A 16,380-nucleotide genomic window follows, 5' to 3' on the forward strand; every position below is an offset into this window, starting at 1 on the left:
TCCCCATGCTCGACTTCAGCGCCCTCCGCGTCCTCGTCCTCGGCGATGCCATGCTCGACCGCTTCCTCTACGGGGAGGTGGAGCGCATCTCGCCCGAGGCGCCGGTGCCCGTGCTGCGCCAGCGCCGCCTCTCGGCCATGCCGGGTGGGGCGGGCAATGTGGCGCGCAACATCACCGCCCTCGGCGCCCGGGCCGTGCTGGTCGGGCTGCTCGGGCGGGATGCCGCGGGGGCCGAATTCCGCGCCCTGCTCGCCGCCGACCCGCGCATCGAGGACCGGCTGGTCGAGAGCGCCGGCCGCCCCACCATCTGCAAGATGCGCATCATCGCCGGCACCCAGCAGGTGGTCCGCGTCGATGACGAGGCTACCAGCCCGGCCGAGCCGGCGGAGGCCGCCGCCATGCTGGCGGCGGTGCGCGCCGCCCTGCCCTCCTGCCAGGCGCTGATCCTCTCGGACTATGCCAAGGGCGTGCTCTCGCCCCCGGTGATCGCCGAGGCCATCGCCGCCGCCCGCGCCCAGGGCATCCCCGTCCTGGTCGATCCGAAGAGCGAGGATTTCTCGGTCTATCGCAGCGCCGATTGCGTGAAGCCCAATGCGCGCGAGCTCGCCCGCGCCGCCCGCCTGCCCGTCGGCACGGAGGCGGAGGTGGTCGCCGCCGCCGAGCATGTGATGGCCGAGGCCGGGCTCGCCGCCCTGCTCTGCACCCGGGCCGGCCGCGGCATGGTACTGGTCCGCGCCGGCGCCGGCGCCACCAGCGTGCCCGCCCTGGCGCGGGAGGTCTTCGACGTTTCGGGCGCCGGCGACACCGTCATCGCCACCCTCGCCCTGGTCCATGCCTCCGGCCAGCCGCTGGAGGAGGCGATGCGCATCGCCAATGCCGCGGCCGGGATCGTCGTCGGCAAGCTTGGCACGGCAACCGTCGGCGCCGATGAGCTGGCCCATGCGTTGCGGGCCGAAAGCGGCTCTGCCCCGGATGAGGGCGCGCTGCTCGACCGTGAGGCCGCTGCCCGCCTCGTCGCCGAATGGCGCGCCCATGGGCTGCGCGTCGGCTTCACCAATGGCGTTTTCGACATCCTCCATGCGGGCCATGTGGCCTCGCTCCGCGCGGCCCGGCGCCGCTGCGACCGGCTGGTGGTGGCGCTGAACGCCGATGCCAGCGTCAGCCGGCTGAAGGGCCCGGCCCGCCCGGTGAACCCATTGGCCGACCGCGCCGCCGTCATCGCCGGCCTCGCCTCGGTGGATGCCGTGATCGCCTTCGAGGAGGACACGCCGATCGAGCTCATCCGCCTGCTACTGCCGGATGTGCTGATGAAGGGCGGCGACTACACGAAGGAGACGGTGGTCGGCGCCAGGGAGGTGGAGGCGGCGGGCGGCCAGGTGGTGCTGCTCGACCTGCTGCCGGGGCGCTCCACCACCGGGATCATCGCCCGCGCCAAGGGTTAGGGCCTGATCAGCGCCGCAGGAAGACCGTCGTCAGCACGTCGAGCACCTTCACCCCGTCCGAGACCCGCTCGCCGGTGAAACGCAGCTTGGCGATGCCCCGGTCCGGCTTGCTGCGGCTCGGCGCCAGCGCTTCCACCACGGCGGAGACGCGGAGCACATCGCCCGGCCGCACCGGCGCCGGCCAAGCGATCTCCATCCCTGCCCCGCCGAGCGAGACCTTGGCCATGATCCCGCTCTCGATCATATGGCCGAAGACCGCCGAGAGGGTGTGCAGGCCGGAGGCGATGAGGCCGCCGAAGGGCCCTTCAGCCGCCGCCGCCTCGTCCACATGGAAGGGCTGCGGGTCGAAGCGCCGGCCGAAATCGAGGATGTCCGCCCGCGTCATCTCGACCGTGCCGAATTCGAAGCTCTGGCCAAGGACCAGCTCGTCGAAGGATTCGATCGGGCGAGGGCTCACATCAGCACCTGCATGTCGCCATCGACCGAGAGCGACTGGCCGCTGATCGTCGCCCCGAAAGGCGAGCAGAGATAGAGCGCCATATTGGCGATGTCCTGCGGCGTGACATAGCAGCGGAGCGAGACAGGGCGCAGCGCCTCCGCCTCCTGCTCGGCGAAGCTGCGGCCATTGGCCTGGGCCTTGGCCTCCAGCACCCGCCGGATGCGGTCGCCGGCGACGAGGCCGGGCAGGATGGCATTCACCCGGATTCCCTCCGGCCCCAGCTCGATGGCAAGCGACTTGGTGAAGCCGATCACCCCCCATTTCGCCGCCGCATAGGGGCTCCGCAGCGGGAAGCCGAAGCGCCCGGCCGCCGAGGAGAGGTTGACGATGGAGCCGCCGCCCGCCGCCCGCAGCGCAGGCACCGCACGGCGGGCGCAGTGGAACATGGCCTCGAGGTCGATCTTCAGCGTGCGGCTCAGCGCTTCCGGCGTCACATCCTCGACGCGGGCGGTGGGCCCGGCGATGCCGGCATTGTTCACCAGCACGTCGAGCCCGCCGAGCCGCGCGACCGCCTCATCGACGAAGCCCTCGCAGCCTTCGACGCTCTCCATATCGGCGACCATCGAGGGGTAGGGACAGGCCGCCAGCGCCTCCTGGTCCACATCGCAGAGGAAGACCTTCGCGCCGCAGCTGGCGAAGCCATCCGCCATGGCCCGGCCGATGCCGCCCGCCCCCGCCGTGATCGCCACCCGCAACCCATCCAGCCGCACCGTCAGCGGCGCCGTATTGGCCTTCATCCCTGTCCTCCCGTTATCGCATCCCGGATAGCAGCGCCCCGCCGAGCGCCTGCAGCTGCTGTGCCTCCGCCTCCGGCGCGCCGGCCTGGAGGGTCATCCTCAGCTTGACGAAGCGCTGCTCCTGTACGCCGAGGCAGAGGAAGCTGTCGGCCCGGTTGCCGCCATCGAAGGCCAGGGCGAATTGCGCACAGCGCAGCGCCTCCCGCCCCGCGGCACCCAGGACCGGCGGCCCCGGCAGCCGCGCCTCCACCCGGTAGCGGCGCATGGCGCCCAGCATCTCGATTTCGCGCAGCGCCTGGGTGAACTCGCCGTCGAGGCTGGCCAGCGTCGCGCCGCCCGCCAGGCCGCGGTCATAGACATAGAGGGTGGCGACGCCTGGGCCGCCCGCCACGGGCCGGTATTCCGCCGCGGCGCCGAGCCCCGCCCCGCTCGGCCGGGCCTCGAAATCGGTCACATCGGCACGGCGCCAGCCAGCCGCCTCCGCCGGCAGGGCCGCGATGCGCTGCAGGGCCGTCTCCGGCGCCTTCACCTCCTGCGCCGCCACGGGCAGGGCAAGCAGCAGGGCACCGGCGAGGAAGGATCGGATCATGCGGGAAGGCTAGACCAGGACCGGTTGGCCTGTCCCCTCCGCGATCGGTGGCTATGCAACCCCGGCCGCCGCCCGGCACTCTGGCTCCATGCGGTCTCTGATTCTTACCCTGCTCCTCCTTCTCGCCCCCGGCCTCGGCCGGGCCACGGAATTGAAACTGGCCAGTTGGAACATCGCCTGGCTCACCACCCGCGACGCGCTGCTGCCACACGACCGGTCGCCGCGGGCCCAGGCCGATCTCGCCCGGCTTGCCGATTATGCCCGGCGCCTCGATGCCGATGTCATCGCCCTGCAGGAAGTGGATGGGCCCGAAGGCGCTGCCCTGATCCTCGACCCACGTCGCTATGTCTTCGTCTTCCCCGAGGAGGATGACCTGCAGCGCGCCGGCTTCGCCATCCGCCGCGGGCTGCATGTCATCCGCAACCCGGACCTTGCGGCGCTCGACCTCAACCCGGAGGCACGCCGCTCGCTGCGGCGCGGCACCGATGTCACGGTCGAGTCGGACAGTGGCCGGCTCCGCCTGCTCTCCCTTCATCTGAAAAGCGGCTGCAGCAGTGGCCGGCTGGATCGGCCGGAGCCGGAATGCGAGCAGTTGGCCCGGCAGGGCGAGATCCTCGCCAAATGGATCGCGGCCCGGCGCCGCGAGGGCGTGGCCTTCGCCCTGCTCGGCGACTTCAACCGGTCCTTCGATGCACGAACCGAGAGGCTCTGGCACGAGCTTTCCACGGCCGCACCGCTCCTGCGGGTGACGGAGGGCGTCTCCAACCCATGCTGGGCCGGCCCTCGCGGCGGCCGCGCCTTCATCGACCATATCCTGCTCGGCGGCCCGGCACGCGACTGGATGGTGCCGAACAGCCTTCGCGTCATGGTCTATGGCGAGCAGGGGAGCGGCTGGCGGGAGCGCCTGTCCGACCATTGCCCGCTCAGCATCCGCCTGCGCCTGCCCTGAGGAGAATTCACATGGACCTGAAGCGGCGTCGCAAGCTGGTGGCCCGGTACCGGGTGGAGCAGGGCCGGAACTTCCACCTGAAGGATTGGGACAGCGGCGACACGGCCGGCATCGATCTCGGGAAGGAGGCCGCCGCCGCCCTGCTGCAGGAGGGTGTCGAGCGACTCGCTGCCCTGCAGGACATGCTCTATGCGCAGGACCGTTGGGCGGTGCTCTGCATCTTCCAGGCGATGGATGCCGCCGGGAAGGATGGCGCCATCAAGCATGTCTTCACCGGGATCAATCCGCAGGGTTGCCACGTCACCAGCTTCAAGACGCCAGGCCCGGTCGAGCTCGACCACGACTTCCTCTGGCGCCATATCACGGCATTGCCGACTCGCGGCCAGATCGGCATCCATAACCGCTCCTGGTACGAGGAGGTGCTGGTCGCCCGCGTCCATCCGGAGATCCTCGACCGGCAGAAACTGCCCCAGGCCGTGCGCGGCAAGCGGATCTGGGAGGAGAGGCTGGCCGATATCGCCGCCTTCGAGGCCTATCTCGGACGCCAAGGCGTCACGGTGTTGAAATTCTTCCTCCATCTCGGCCAGGCGGAACAGCGCGAACGCTTCCTCAAGCGGATCGAGGAGCCGGAGAAGAACTGGAAATTCGACATCGGCGACATCGCCGAGCGACGCCATTGGGACGCCTACCAGGACGCCTATGAGCGGGCGATCCGCGCCACCGCCACCCCGGCAGCGCCCTGGTACGTCGTCCCGGCCGACAACAAGTGGTTCACCCGGCTGGTGGTGGCCGAGGCGCTGGCCCAGCAGCTCGAATCCCTCGGCCTGCACTACCCCATCGTCTCGGCGGAGGAGCGGGCGAGGCTGCAGGATGCGAAGCGCGAGCTTGGCTAAGCCCTTGACGCCAGCCCCGCCGATTGCGACCTAAACGGGTGTGAGGGACCTTATCCCCGTCGGCCGCGACGACGATCGTCTCTGGGCTGTCTATGCCACGGTCGGGCGCACCAATCGGGTCGCCGATGTGTACCGCAGCCGCGCTGCCGCCCTGGCGGACCGCGACTGGCGCGCCCAGCAGGTGCGCGCCTATGAGGATTTCCTGCGCCGCAGCCGCCAGCCCGTGCCGCATTACAGCGTGGCGCCCATCACCCGGGCCGAGCTGCCCCGCAAATGGACGCCGTTGCCGGCGCTCGGCTTCCTGCGGGGCCAATTCATCTAGAGCAAGCTGATGGCCTGCTTGCCCCCTTCCCTGGCGGGCAATCCCGCGAGGGAAAGGGGCAGGACACCAGGCGCCATGCGGCGCGATCCTGGCCTCACGCTCAGGCCTCGCGCAGCGCCCGCGGCCACCGCCCGCCGAGCAGCACCGCCAGCATGGCGCAATAGGTCGCCGCGCCGCAGCCGCCGATCAGCGAGATCGCCATCAGCGCCGGCTTCCCCGCCACATGCTCGGCGACGAAGAGCGCCACCCCCGTCATGGCCGCGGTCGCCACGATCGGCACGGTGAGCTGCCCCACCAGCCAGCGCAGCGGCCGGTTGAGCGCCCTCAATCCGAGGATCACCTGCAGCGGCACCACCGATAGCGTCCCCCCCACCCAGCAGACCGCGGCCCCGGCCGCATCCACCGGCTGCACGATCAGCAGCGCCATCAAGGGCACGCAGAAGCCGATGAGCTGGGTGATGAGGTTCATCCGCGTCCGCCCGAGCGCCAGCCAGAGCGCCGGGGCCGGGCCGATCAGGAAGGCCGGCACCGCGGCCAGCGCCACCAGCCGGGCCGGCTCCGCCGCCGCCACCCAGGGCCCACCCATCAGCAGGGTGATGAGCTGCGGCGCGGTGATGGCGAGGCCGATGGCGATCGGCAGGCCGATCAGCGCCTGAAGCTGCGCCAGGTCGCCGTAACACTCCGCCATTGCGTCGCGGTCGTGCTGCAGGGCGGAGAGCCGCGGCATGGCGAGCCGCGACGAGGCGCCGCTCACGACCGACATGGCGACATCGAGCAGGCGGAAGGCGATATGCGTCACCGCCACCACCGTCTCCGCCACCATCATGCCGAGCACCAGGATGAAGATGCGGTAGCGCCCGTTCAGCACCAGCAGGGCGAGGATCTGAGGCCCGGCGATCGGCCAGAGATCCGCGATCGCCGCCCGGTCCACCACCAGCCGCGGCCGCCAGCCAGACAGTGCGGCCAGCAGCAGAAAGACGGAGAGCGTCGCCACCGCCTGCTGCACGACCATCGCCCAGGGGCCCCAGCCGGCGAAGGCGGCGACCATCCCCGCCCCCACCGAGAGTGGCTGGCAGATCAGCACCCGCTGTGCCAGCAACCGGTAGTGGCGGGCCCGAAGGGCCAGCGCCGCCATCAGCCCGGAAGCGGCCGAGAAGGGCAGCAGCAGCGACAGCACATGGATCATGTCGGTCAGCACCGGCGCGCCGATCGCCCCGGCAATGAGCGGCGCGGCGAGGAAGAGGCCGATCATGCCAAGCAGCGCCACGCCGATCGTCACCCACAGCGCCGAGGACCGGTGTCGCTCCTCAAGGTCCCGCCGCTGCAGCAGCGCATCGCCGAAGAGCGCGGCGATCGGGAAGTCGATGGTGAGGAAGGCGCTGGCCGCGATGGCGCCGGTGCCCGCCGCCTGCGGTCCGATGAGCCTGGCGATGAAGAGCAGGCCGACCAGGGAGAAGGCGGCCGAGCCCAAGGTCTCTGCCGCCACCCAGGCAGGCGAGCCCGAAGCCGGGACGATGCGCCGCACGATGCCGATCACAGGGCGTGGTCCGGCTGGGACGCATTCAACCTGGCTATGCCTTGCCTGCACACAGTTTCGGGTGTCCCATATATGGATGGTATATTACCACAGTCGCAGCCGAGGCGTAGAAAACTGGCAGGGCAGATAGTCGGATCAGAACCGGCCAGCGGCGGCGGTGCCATGCAATCCTCCAAAGACGGGCCGAAAGCCGGCTAGATGTCCAAGCGATTGAAGATGGGCGTCGGCAGGAGCCGGATGATGCTCATCACCGGCCACCAGATTCCCGGCAGATAGGCGCTGCCGGAGCCTCGCCGGGCCTTCTGCCAGGCCGCCGCGGCGAAGGCCCGCGGTGAGGCCATGAAAGGCAGCTTGGGCAGCGCCCAGGTCATGCCGGTATCGACCGGCCCCGCCTTGATGCAGAGCACCCGCACCCCGGCGCCCGACAGCCGCGCCGCATAGCCCTGCAGATAGGTCAGCAACGCCGCCTTGGTGGCGCCGTAGAGGAAGTTGCGCTTCCTTCCCCGGTCGCCCGCGACCGAGCCCAGTGCCACCACGACGCCGCCGCGCTGCGCCTCGAGCACTGGCCCCAGCGTGCCGAGCACGGAGACGGCACCGGTGAAATTGGCCTCGACCATCCCGGCCGCGACCGCCGGGTCGGCATCCGCTTCCGCCTGGTCCGGCATGACGCCGAAGGCGAGGAAGACGTTCAGCAGCCCCTCCCCGGCCCGTTCCCGGCATTCGGCGACGAAGCCGGCATGGCTGGCGAGGTCCCGCGCCTCGAAGCGCATCGGCACCGCCGGCACCGCATGGCGGATGGCGAGGTCGGTGGCCTGGTGCCCCAGATCCTCCATGTCCCGCCCGGCGAGCAGCAGCGCCGCGCCATGCTCCGCCGCCTCCCGCGCAAAGGCGCGGGCGACCGCCGAGGAGGCGCCGAGGATCAGCCAGGTCTCCCTCATAGCCCGAGCCTCCGCGCCATGTCGGAGCCGAGGCGCCGATCCGGGTCGACCCGGGCCCGCACCGCCCGGAACTCATCCGCCCGGGGGTACATCGCGGAGAAGGCCTCGGCCGAGAGCAGGCTGTCCTTCGCCAGGTAGATGCGCCCGCCGGCATCCCGGGTGATGCGCTCCAGCCGGCCGAAAAGCTCCTCGCTGCCGGGCCGGGCGGGGATGTCGAGCGCCAGGGAGTAGCCCGGCATGCCAAAGGAGAGCATGCCCCGCCCCTCCGGCCCCATCACCTTCAGCACCGCGAGGAAGGAGGCGCTGCCGGCGGCGGCGACCGTCTCCAGCAGCCGGCGCAGCGCTGCCACGCCAGGGCCCGGCGGCACCACGCACTGGAACTGCCGGAAGCCCTGCTTGCCATACATCCGGTTCCAGCCCTCGATCGCATCGAGTGGATAGAGGAATTGCCGGTAGGGCACCGTCACCTCCTGGCCGGCGGCCGGTACGCGCCGCCAGTAGAGCGCATTGAAGGCGCGGACGCTCATCCCGTTCAGCAGCCAGCCCGGCGCATCGACGGGGAACCGCCGGGATTTCGGCACCGTGTGAGGCAGGCCGGTGGGGCTCGGCTCCGCCGTCTCCAGGATGCCACGGCCCAGCGAGCGGCCGCTGGCCAGGGCATCGATCCAGCCGACCGACCAGGTCGCGCCGGAGGCCGCCTCGAATCCGGCCAGGAATTCATCGAGATCGCCGACGCGCCGCCGCCGCACCGCAAGCGCGTTGGAGGGCACCGGCACGAGCCTGAGGCAGATGGCGGCGATCAGCCCGGTCAATCCGATCCCGCCGATGGTGGCGTGGAACAGGGCCGGGTCCTCCGCCTCGGAGACGCGCTGCATCCGCCCATCCGGCAGCAGCAGGTCGAACCAGAGCACATGGTCGCCGAAGCTGCCCGCATGGTGGTGGTTCTTGCCATGCACGTCATTCGCCAGCGCGCCGCCCAGCGTGACATGCGCGGTGCCCGGCGACACCGGGGCCACGAAACCGCGCGGCAGGAAGACGGCCAGCAGGTCGGCGAAGGTCACGCCCGGCTCCGCCACCAGCTCACCCGTTGCCGGGTCGAAGGCGAGGATGCGGTCGAGCCGCCCGGTCACCACAACGGCACCATCGGTATTCAGCGCCGCATCGCCATAGCTGCGCCCGCCGCCATGAGCGATGAGCGTGCGGCCCTCAGGCGTATCCAGCGCGGCCCGCAACTCGCGCAGGCGCTCCGGCCGCGCGGCGAGGCAGGGGCTGAGCGTGCTGCGGCCCCAGCCCTGCAGGGCAGTGGATTTCCAGCCGGTCATGCGTGTCATCGCCTGGGCAGCCAAGCTATCGGGCATCCTGAATTGTCCTAGAGCGCCATGGCCAGGGCGAGGCCGGCCACAGCGCCGATCCCCCACGACCAGGGGTCGCGCAGCGCGAAGACCACCGGGTCATGCTGCAACAGGCGGCGATGGGCCAGCAGCCAGATCCGCATCAACCAGACAGCAACCGCGCCGGGCGCCACATAGAGCCAAGCGGCATGGGTGTACATACGCGAGGGCAGCGCATCATCGGCAACATACAGGATCATGATCTGCAACGCGCCCAGCCCGGCCGCCACGCCGAAGCCGAGCGTCAGCGGCCAGTCATCCACCTCCCAGCCGCGCCGGGCGAGGTTGCCGCTCTCACGCGCCTCCATCAGCTCGCAATGACGCTTGGCGAGCGCCAGCGAGAAGAAGAAGAATCCGGCGAAGGCGACGAGCCAGGGCGAGTAGGGAATATCCGCCAGTTCGATGCCGAGCGAGAGCCGCATGGTGAAGAGCGCCGCGATGGTCAGCGTATCGATCAGCGCGATGCGCTTCAGCCCGCCGGAATAGAGCAGCGACAGCCCGCAATAGCCGATGATCGCCACCGAAAGCATCGGGCGGAACAGCAAGGGCGCCAACAGCGCAAAGACGATGAGCACTATTGCCGCCGCCAGCGCATGCAGGGGCCGGATGCGTCCCGAGGCGATGGCGCGATGCCGCTTGCTGCGGTGCTGCCTGTCCGAAGTGAGGTCGGCGAGGTCGTTCAGCAAATAGGTGCCGGAGGCGGCGAGGCTCAGCAGCAGCATTCCCAGCACGCAGTGCAGGATGGCCGTGGTGTCGTACAGCTTGTGCCCGAGCAGCAGCGGAACCAGGACCAGGACATTCTTCGACCACTGGTGGACGCGCAATGCGCCGATCCAGGTGCGGATCCGCGAGCCTTCGGGCGGGAATTCGGCGATGATCGCCGGGTTGACGGCTCGCGCCGCCGCCGTCGTCGCTGGGCTTGCATTCACCAGCACGATCTCGGAGGCGGCAGCGAAGACCGGCAGGTCGTGCCGGCTGTCACCCGCATAGGCGAAACCATCGGGGAAGGAACGGCGCAGGAACTCCGCCTTCTCCTCGCTCCGCAGGTTGCGCGTGCCGTCGCTGCCCGTCGCACTGCGGAACAATCCGACATGCGCCGCGACTGCATCGGCGATCGCCTGATCGGCTGCGGTGACGAGGTGCAACTCACGCCCAAGGTCGCGCTGCTCGCGCAACCACTCGAGGAAGGGCTCGCGCAGGGGCAGGCCGGCAGCCTTGGCCGGCGCCTGCTGGCTGACACGCCGCTTGAAGGCGGCCCGCCCCTCGGGCAGGCTTCTTAACAGGCTAGGGAAAGCCGTGGGGCTGTGCAACAGCGCCTCGACCAGCCCTTCATGTAGGGTGTCCGTAGCCAGCAGCGTTCCGTCCAGATCGACGGCCAGCGGCAATGGCCCGCCCGCATCGGGGCGCCTCTCGCTTGCATGCACGCCTTGCATCGAACGATCCGATCTCATACCGCAGCGCAAAATCACATTCATGGCCCGAATGCGATAATGCCATTGGCGTGAGAGGTGTTGCGCCGCGGAAAATCGAAAGGCGGCACACACAAATCTTTGACCTCGGCAGGACTGTTTCGTAGGAAACTTTCGAGGAACCGCAGACCAATGTTCAGGCGCAACGCAACGTGACTGCACGTACCGCGCGTGATGCACCGCAACACCTTTCTTTTGTATGCCTCCACCTTCTATTTTCCCGGCGGCTTCCCAGGATGCGAGGCGTATGCAGGGCGCTGTCACGACCGAGGACAGGATGACGACGACACACCATGGCGGTGCGGCAATGCTCCCCGCTACCCGCGTGCCGACGGTCACCGCGTGCCTGGTCACCCATGATCGACCACATTATGTGAAAACCTGCCTCGAGAGCCTGCGGGAGCAGACCGTCGGCTCCGATGCCTTCGACATCATCGTCGTCGACAGCTGCAGCCGGCCAGAGGTCAGCGAGCAGCTCGCCGCGATGGTCGCGCCGCTGCCCAATGCACGGCTGCTGCGCGTCGACCGCCCGGGCGCCAGCGCCGCCCGCAACATGGGCGCGGCGGCGAGCGAGGCGGATTTCATTGCCTATCTCGATGACGATGCACTCGCCATGCCGGACTGGATCGAGCAGATCCAGCGCGTCGCCGCCTCGCGCCATCCCTGGCCGGGCGTGCTGGCCGGACGGGTCCTGCCGGTCTGGGAGCAGCCGCTGCCGGATTGGTGGCCCGAGAGCCTGCGCGGCGTGCTCTCCATCATCGAATGGGAGGGCGCCGGCGAATTCCGCACGCCGCAGGTGCCGGCCGGGCTGGAGCCCTATGGCGTCAACATGATCGTCCAGCGCCAGCCCCTGCTCGAGATGGGCGGCTTCGCCGACCGGCTTGGCCGCTTCGGGCGGCTGCTGCTCTCGGATGAGGATGTGCAGGTCGGCTGGCGGTTGCAGGACCGTGGCTTTTCCGCCTGGTATGACAGCAGCATCGTCGTGCGCCACCAGATCCAGGCCGGGCGGATGCGGCCGGAATGGCTGCTCGACCGGCTCTACTGGCAGGGCGCCTCCACCGTCGCCACCCGCCGCATCCTCGGCTCGCCCGAACAGGTCTGGCGCGAGCTGCCACGCCGCCTGGCGGTCGAGCTCGTCACGCTTCCCGCCGGGCTGCTGCCGCGGCGAAGCACATCGCTGCTCGGCCTGCGCTGGCGCCTCGAATATGCGCGCGGCTTCACCCGCATGGCACTGATGGGCGAGCAGAAGAAGCGCAGCCTCCCCGCGCGCGTGCTGCGGGCACTGCTGCGCCGTGATGGCGAGCCGATCATCCCGACCCTCGATATCGGCGCCCGCGCCGACGAAGCCCGGGAGCCACGCCGATGAGCGACCCAGCCCTCACCGTCTTCTTCGCCACCCGCAACCGCGCCCATGCCATCCCGCGCGTGCTCGAGGCCTTCACCGGCCTCACCGCCCCGGAGGGTGGCTGGAAGCTGGTGGTCGTCGACAATGGCAGCAGCGACACCACGATGGAGGTGCTGCAGGGCTTCGCCAGCCGCCTGCCGCTCACCATCCTGTCCTGCCCGAAGCCCGGCAAGAACCGCGCATTGAATCTCGCCCTGCCGGAGTTGCGCGGCCGCCTCGCCGTCTTCACCGATGACGACGTGCTGCCCGATGCCGACTGGCTCCGCCAGCTCCAGGCCGCGGCCGATGCGCATCCGGAGGCCGATCTCTTCGGCGGCACCGTGCTGCCCGACTGGCCCCGGCCGAAGCCCGACTGGCTGTCGGAACAGGCGGTGGAGTTCAGCGTGCTCTACGCCCAGAAGCGCCGGCCGAGCGGCCCCTGCGGCTTCACCGACATCTTCGGCCCCAACATGGCGATCCGGGCCAGCGTCTTCGAGGCCGGCACCCGCTTCGCCGAGCATGTCGGCCCGGACGGCACCAACCCGCTCTACGCCATGGGCAGCGAGACGGAGCTGCTGCGCCGGCTGGAAGCCGCCGGTCATCGCGGCTGGTTCGAGGCTGCCGCCCGCGTCCGCCACATCATCCGCCCGGAGCAGATGGAGGAAGGCTGGATCCTCGACCGCGCCTTCCGCTACGGCGTCGGCGAGGGCAAGCACTACGCTGAGGGCTTCTCGCCGAAGCAGGTCCTCCGCAGGGTGGTCTATCGCGTCGCGGCCGAGGGCATGCGGCTGCTGCCGCCCTCGCCGCGCCGGCTGCGCATCCGCTACCGGGACCGCTGGCTGGCCGGCGTCGCCGCCGGCCGCCCCGCGCAGCAGCAGGACACTACTCGGCCGTAATCCCACCCTGGGTGACGACGCGCTTCCAGCGGGCGATCTCCGCCGCCTGGAAGCGGGCGAACTCCTCCGGGCTGTTCCCCACCACCTCGAAGCCGAGATCGACCAGCCGCGCCTCGGTCTGCGGCGACCGCAGCGCGCCCACCGCCGCCGCGTGGATGCGCGCGACGAGCGGTGCCGGCATCGCCGCCGGCCCGCCGAAACCCTGCCAGGAATAGACCACGAAATCGCGCAGCCCCATCTCGCCCGCCGTCGGCACCTCCGGCAGCAGCGGGCTGCGCGCCTCGCTGGTGATGATGATCGGCCGTACCCGCCCGTCGCGGATCTGCGGCGCAATCGAGCCGAGATTCTGGAAGGACATCTGCACCGTCCCCGCGATCAGGTCCGTCGTCGCCGGCCCGCCGCCCGCATAGGGCACATGCGCCACCTCGGTCCCGGTTGCCTGCTTGAACATCTCCATCGTCAGGTGGTCGGAGGAGCCGATGCCGCTGGTGGAGTAGGAGGCACGCCCGCCATTGCCCTTCAGCCAGGCCACCAGCTCCGGCAGCGTCTTCGCCGGAACCTGGCCGGGATGCACTACCAGCACATTTGGCGTCCGCACCGTCTGGGTGATGCGCGTCAGCTGGGTGACGGGGTCGTAGGCGAGGTTCGGCCGCAGCGCGACATTGATCGCCCAGGTGCTGATCGGCGCATGCATCAGCATATACCCATCCGGCGCGCTGCGGATGACGGCGCGCGCCCCGACCTCGCCGGTCGCACCCGGCCGGTTCTCCGCCACCACCGGCTTGCCGAGGGATTGCTGCATGCCCTGCGCGATGGCACGGGCGATGATGTCGGAGGAGGAGCCGGGCGCGAAGGGCACCAGGATGGTGACGGTACGGGCGGGCCATTCCTCATCAGCCCGGGCCGCGCGGGCGCCAAGCAGCAGGCCGCCGGCCGCGATCAGTTGACGACGTTTCATCCTGGCTTCCTTCCCCGGTCTTGCCGCGCATTGGTGGCTTGCACCCATCGCACGTCAAGCCAGCCGGATGCACCGGCACGCATTCCATCGCTTGACGGGAACCACCGGCCGCGCTGGCCTGGGCGGCAATCGCCCGCCAGGACGGGCAGGAGGAATGCATGGTCCCGATACCCCGGCCCTTCCGCCTCGACATCCCCGATTCCGCCATCGCAGACCTCAAGACCCGCCTCGCGCTCACCCGCCTGCCCGACCAGGCACCGGGCGAGCCCTGGGCGACCGGCACGGATGTCGAGTATCTCGGCGACCTGCTCGCCTATTGGCAGAGCGGCTTCGACTGGCGCCAGGCGGAGGCGCGGCTGAATGCCTTCCCGCAATTCACCGTACCCCTGCATGGCATCGACCTGCACTACCTGCATGTCCAGGGCCAGGGGCCGGCACCGATGCCGCTGCTGCTGATGCATGGCTGGCCCGGCTCGGTCTTCGAATTCCTCGACGTCATCCCGCGCCTGACCGACCCGGCGCGCTTCGGCGGCGACCCGGCGGATGCCTTCACCGTCGTTGCCCCGTCCCTGCCCGGCTATGGCCTGTCCTTCCGCCCCGGCCAGCCGCGCTTCGCCGTCGAGGCCATCGCCGACTGCCTCGCCCATCTGATGGACGGCGTACTGGGCTATGGGCGGTTCGGCGCCCAGGGCGGCGACTGGGGCGGCTTCACCGCCTCCCGCCTCGGCGTCGCCCATCCGGAGAAGCTGATCGGCATCCACCTGAACCTGCTCTCCCTCCGCCCCGACCAGCCCCCGCCCGAAAACCCGACCGAGGAGGAGCGGCGCTACCTCGAGGAGGTCGCCCAGTGGATGCGGGAGGAGACCGGCTACCAATCGATCCAGGGCACTCGCCCGCAGACCCTCGCCTTCGCCCTGAACGACAGCCCCGCCGGCCTCGCCGCCTGGATCGTCGAGAAATTCCGTGCCTGGTCGGATTGCGACGGGGATGTGGAGAGCGTCCATCCGCGCAACCGGCTGCTGGCGAATATCGCCCTCTACTGGTTCACCGGCAGCATCGGTGCCTCCTTCTGGCCCTACTACGCCCGGATGCATGGCGCCTGGCCGATCCCCGAGGGCCGCACCGTGGATGTGCCGCTGGGCTACGCCGCCTTCCCCAAGGAGATCAGGCGCCCGCCGCGCAGCATCGCCGAGCGGACCTATACCGATATCCGCCGCTGGACGCCGATGGAGCGGGGCGGGCATTTCGCCGCCATGGAACAGCCCGCGGCGCTGGCGGCCGAGATCGCCGCCTTCTTCCGCCCGCTGCGGGGAGAGGTCGCATGAAGGCGGTTGGCTATACCGAGCGGGGCCTGCCGATCGGCGACCCGCGCTCGCTCCAGGATCTCGAGCTGCCGGAGCCGCCGGCGCCCGAGGGCCGCGACCTGCTGGTCCGGGTGCAGGCCGTCTCGGTCAATCCGCGCGACACCAAGAGCCGCGCCGCCTTCGATGCCTCGCCCACGGAGCCCCGGGTGCTGGGCTACGACGCCTCCGGCATCGTCGAGGCGGTGGGGCCGGGCTGCACGCTCTTCCGCCCCGGCGACGCCGTCTACTACGCCGGCGTGCTCGACCGCCCCGGCTCCAATGCCGAGTTGCAGCTGGTCGATGAGCGGATCACCGGACGGAAGCCCGCCACGCTCTCCCATGCCGAGGCGGCCGCCCTGCCGCTGACCACGCTGACGGCCTGGGAGATGCTGTTCGACCGGCTGGAGATTCCCCGCGGCGGGGGCGCCGGCGAGTCGCTGCTGATGCTGGGCGGCGCCGGCGGGGTACCCTCCATCGCCATCGCCCTGGCCCGGGCGCTGACCGGGCTGCGGATCATCGGCACCGCCTCTCGCCCCGAAAGCGCCGCCTGGGTGCGCGATTGCGGGGCGCATGAGGTGGTGGACCACACCCAGCCCCTGGCCGCGCAGGTGAAGCCTTTCGGCCCGGTGCGCTACGTCTTCTCGACCCATACCGATGCCGCCGCCTGGGCCGAGATCGCCAGGCTGATCGCGCCGCAGGGCCGGTTCGGGCTGATCGACGACCCGGAGCCGCTCGACCTGCGCCTGGTCAAGTTCAAGAGCGTCTCGATCCATTGGGAGGCGATGTTCACCCGGCCGATGTTCCGCACCGCCGACATGCAGCGCCAGCACGCCATCCTCACCGAGGCGGCAGAGCTGATCGATGGCGGCATCCTCCGCCCGGCACCGCCGGACAACCAGGGCCGGATCACGGCGGAGAATCTTCGCCGCGCCCATGCGGCTATCGAGGCGGGGCGCGTGCGGGGCAAGATCGTGCTTGAAGGGTTCTGACGCGGCCAGCGACGGCCGCCAAAGGACCGATGGGGGAGACGACG

At 70.4% G+C, this 16,380-nt stretch carries 16 protein-coding genes; 8 read left to right on the forward strand and 8 right to left on the reverse strand.

From position 1 onward, the window contains the following. Window positions 1–5: 5 nt before the first annotated feature. The gene (gene hldE / locus BLR02_RS14145; RefSeq protein ID WP_090663738.1) at window positions 6–1,442 is read left to right on the forward strand and encodes a bifunctional D-glycero-beta-D-manno-heptose-7-phosphate kinase/D-glycero-beta-D-manno-heptose 1-phosphate adenylyltransferase HldE; all 1,437 of its coding nucleotides are present in this window, start codon (window positions 6–8) and stop codon (window positions 1,440–1,442) included. Between the two features lie 7 nt (window positions 1,443–1,449). On the opposite strand, the gene BLR02_RS14150 is transcribed toward hldE, so the two are convergent. The 3 genes from BLR02_RS14150 to BLR02_RS29500 are packed head-to-tail and all read right to left on the reverse strand — an operon-like array spanning window position 1,450 to window position 3,267. Then, on the reverse strand, window positions 1,450–1,899 hold the full coding sequence (locus tag BLR02_RS14150) for a MaoC family dehydratase (RefSeq protein WP_090663662.1): 450 nt from the start codon (window positions 1,897–1,899) through the stop codon (window positions 1,450–1,452). Continuing rightward, window positions 1,896–2,678: an SDR family oxidoreductase gene (locus BLR02_RS14155; RefSeq protein ID WP_245704783.1), complete on the reverse strand. Its 783-nt coding sequence runs from the start codon at window positions 2,676–2,678 to the stop codon at window positions 1,896–1,898. The genes BLR02_RS14150 and BLR02_RS14155 overlap by 4 nt, the downstream gene beginning before the upstream one ends. A gap of 13 nt (window positions 2,679–2,691) precedes the next feature. Continuing rightward, complete coding sequence (locus BLR02_RS29500; protein ID WP_090663663.1) at window positions 2,692–3,267, reverse strand: hypothetical protein; 576 nt, start codon at window positions 3,265–3,267, stop codon at window positions 2,692–2,694. Window positions 3,268–3,355: 88 nt separating this feature from the next. Between BLR02_RS29500 and BLR02_RS14165 the strand changes: the two genes are divergently transcribed. From BLR02_RS14165 to BLR02_RS14175, 3 genes are read left to right on the forward strand one after another with little or no spacing between them, the layout of a single operon-like run. Continuing rightward, window positions 3,356–4,216: an endonuclease/exonuclease/phosphatase family protein gene (locus BLR02_RS14165; protein WP_090663664.1), complete on the forward strand. Its 861-nt coding sequence runs from the start codon at window positions 3,356–3,358 to the stop codon at window positions 4,214–4,216. 11 nt (window positions 4,217–4,227) lie between these two features. Continuing rightward, the gene (locus BLR02_RS14170; RefSeq protein WP_090663665.1) at window positions 4,228–5,109 is read left to right on the forward strand and encodes a polyphosphate kinase 2 family protein; all 882 of its coding nucleotides are present in this window, start codon (window positions 4,228–4,230) and stop codon (window positions 5,107–5,109) included. 40 nt (window positions 5,110–5,149) lie between these two features. Then, window positions 5,150–5,431: a hypothetical protein gene (locus tag BLR02_RS14175; RefSeq protein WP_090560312.1), complete on the forward strand. Its 282-nt coding sequence runs from the start codon at window positions 5,150–5,152 to the stop codon at window positions 5,429–5,431. A gap of 100 nt (window positions 5,432–5,531) precedes the next feature. Here BLR02_RS14175 and BLR02_RS14180 read toward each other — a convergent pair whose 3' ends face one another. From BLR02_RS14180 to BLR02_RS14195, 4 genes are all read right to left on the reverse strand, one after another. Next, window positions 5,532–6,968: an oligosaccharide flippase family protein gene (locus BLR02_RS14180; protein ID WP_176849565.1), complete on the reverse strand. Its 1,437-nt coding sequence runs from the start codon at window positions 6,966–6,968 to the stop codon at window positions 5,532–5,534. A gap of 194 nt (window positions 6,969–7,162) precedes the next feature. Next, window positions 7,163–7,906, reverse strand: coding sequence for an SDR family NAD(P)-dependent oxidoreductase (locus tag BLR02_RS14185; protein WP_090663667.1), 744 nt, complete (start codon window positions 7,904–7,906; stop codon window positions 7,163–7,165). Next, entirely contained in the window at window positions 7,903–9,264 is a 1,362-nt protein-coding gene (locus BLR02_RS14190; RefSeq protein ID WP_090560309.1) for an FAD-binding oxidoreductase, read from the reverse strand. The genes BLR02_RS14185 and BLR02_RS14190 overlap by 4 nt, the downstream gene beginning before the upstream one ends. Before the next feature lie 11 nt (window positions 9,265–9,275). Then, window positions 9,276–10,730 carry a UbiA family prenyltransferase gene (locus BLR02_RS14195; protein ID WP_218127950.1) on the reverse strand — a complete coding sequence of 485 codons (1,455 nt, stop codon included), beginning with the start codon at window positions 10,728–10,730 and terminating at the stop codon, window positions 9,276–9,278. Window positions 10,731–11,013: 283 nt separating this feature from the next. Here BLR02_RS14195 and BLR02_RS14200 point away from each other — a divergent pair, with 283 nt between their 5' ends. Together BLR02_RS14200 and BLR02_RS14205 are read left to right on the forward strand one after the other, a co-directional pair. After that, window positions 11,014–12,132: a glycosyltransferase family 2 protein gene (locus BLR02_RS14200; protein ID WP_176849567.1), complete on the forward strand. Its 1,119-nt coding sequence runs from the start codon at window positions 11,014–11,016 to the stop codon at window positions 12,130–12,132. Further along, the gene (locus BLR02_RS14205; protein WP_090560306.1) at window positions 12,129–13,046 is read left to right on the forward strand and encodes a glycosyltransferase; all 918 of its coding nucleotides are present in this window, start codon (window positions 12,129–12,131) and stop codon (window positions 13,044–13,046) included. The genes BLR02_RS14200 and BLR02_RS14205 overlap by 4 nt, the downstream gene beginning before the upstream one ends. Here the strand turns inward: BLR02_RS14205 and BLR02_RS14210 are convergent. Further along, window positions 13,033–14,004 (reverse strand): Bug family tripartite tricarboxylate transporter substrate binding protein, encoded by a 972-nt coding sequence (locus BLR02_RS14210; RefSeq protein WP_090560305.1) that lies wholly within the window; start codon window positions 14,002–14,004, stop codon window positions 13,033–13,035. The two genes, BLR02_RS14205 and BLR02_RS14210, sit on opposite strands and share 14 nt — an antisense overlap. 158 nt (window positions 14,005–14,162) lie before the next feature. Between BLR02_RS14210 and BLR02_RS14215 the strand changes: the two genes are divergently transcribed. Both BLR02_RS14215 and BLR02_RS14220 read left to right on the forward strand, forming a co-directional pair. Beyond that, complete coding sequence (locus tag BLR02_RS14215; RefSeq protein WP_090663669.1) at window positions 14,163–15,329, forward strand: epoxide hydrolase family protein; 1,167 nt, start codon at window positions 14,163–14,165, stop codon at window positions 15,327–15,329. Continuing rightward, a complete protein-coding gene (locus BLR02_RS14220; RefSeq protein WP_090560303.1) occupies window positions 15,326–16,336 on the forward strand; it encodes a zinc-binding alcohol dehydrogenase family protein in 1,011 nt (336 codons plus the stop codon). Before BLR02_RS14215 ends, BLR02_RS14220 begins: the two co-directional genes overlap by 4 nt. The last annotated feature ends 44 nt before the right edge of the window (window positions 16,337–16,380 follow it).

The sequence above is a fragment of the Belnapia rosea genome (assembly GCF_900101615.1).
In the GTDB taxonomy this organism is placed as follows: domain Bacteria; phylum Pseudomonadota; class Alphaproteobacteria; order Acetobacterales; family Acetobacteraceae; genus Belnapia; species Belnapia rosea.

Bases quoted from the DNA above. Each gene is read 5' to 3' on its own strand.
- hldE (WP_090663738.1), top strand. From the start codon at position 6: ATGCTCGACTTCAGCGCCCTCCGCGTCCTCGTCCTCGGCGATGCCATG.
- BLR02_RS14155 (WP_245704783.1), bottom strand. From the start codon at position 2,678: ATGAAGGCCAATACGGCGCCGCTGACGGTGCGGCTGGATGGGTTGCGG.
- BLR02_RS29500 (WP_090663663.1), bottom strand. From the start codon at position 3,267: ATGATCCGATCCTTCCTCGCCGGTGCCCTGCTGCTTGCCCTGCCCGTG.
- BLR02_RS14165 (WP_090663664.1), top strand. From the start codon at position 3,356: ATGCGGTCTCTGATTCTTACCCTGCTCCTCCTTCTCGCCCCCGGCCTC.
- BLR02_RS14170 (WP_090663665.1), top strand. From the start codon at position 4,228: ATGGACCTGAAGCGGCGTCGCAAGCTGGTGGCCCGGTACCGGGTGGAG.
- BLR02_RS14185 (WP_090663667.1), bottom strand. From the start codon at position 7,906: ATGAGGGAGACCTGGCTGATCCTCGGCGCCTCCTCGGCGGTCGCCCGC.
- BLR02_RS14190 (WP_090560309.1), bottom strand. From the start codon at position 9,264: ATGCCCGATAGCTTGGCTGCCCAGGCGATGACACGCATGACCGGCTGG.
- BLR02_RS14195 (WP_218127950.1), bottom strand. From the start codon at position 10,730: ATGCAAGGCGTGCATGCAAGCGAGAGGCGCCCCGATGCGGGCGGGCCA.
- BLR02_RS14200 (WP_176849567.1), top strand. From the start codon at position 11,014: ATGCAGGGCGCTGTCACGACCGAGGACAGGATGACGACGACACACCAT.
- BLR02_RS14205 (WP_090560306.1), top strand. From the start codon at position 12,129: ATGAGCGACCCAGCCCTCACCGTCTTCTTCGCCACCCGCAACCGCGCC.
- BLR02_RS14210 (WP_090560305.1), bottom strand. From the start codon at position 14,004: ATGAAACGTCGTCAACTGATCGCGGCCGGCGGCCTGCTGCTTGGCGCC.
- BLR02_RS14215 (WP_090663669.1), top strand. From the start codon at position 14,163: ATGGTCCCGATACCCCGGCCCTTCCGCCTCGACATCCCCGATTCCGCC.
- BLR02_RS14220 (WP_090560303.1), top strand. From the start codon at position 15,326: ATGAAGGCGGTTGGCTATACCGAGCGGGGCCTGCCGATCGGCGACCCG.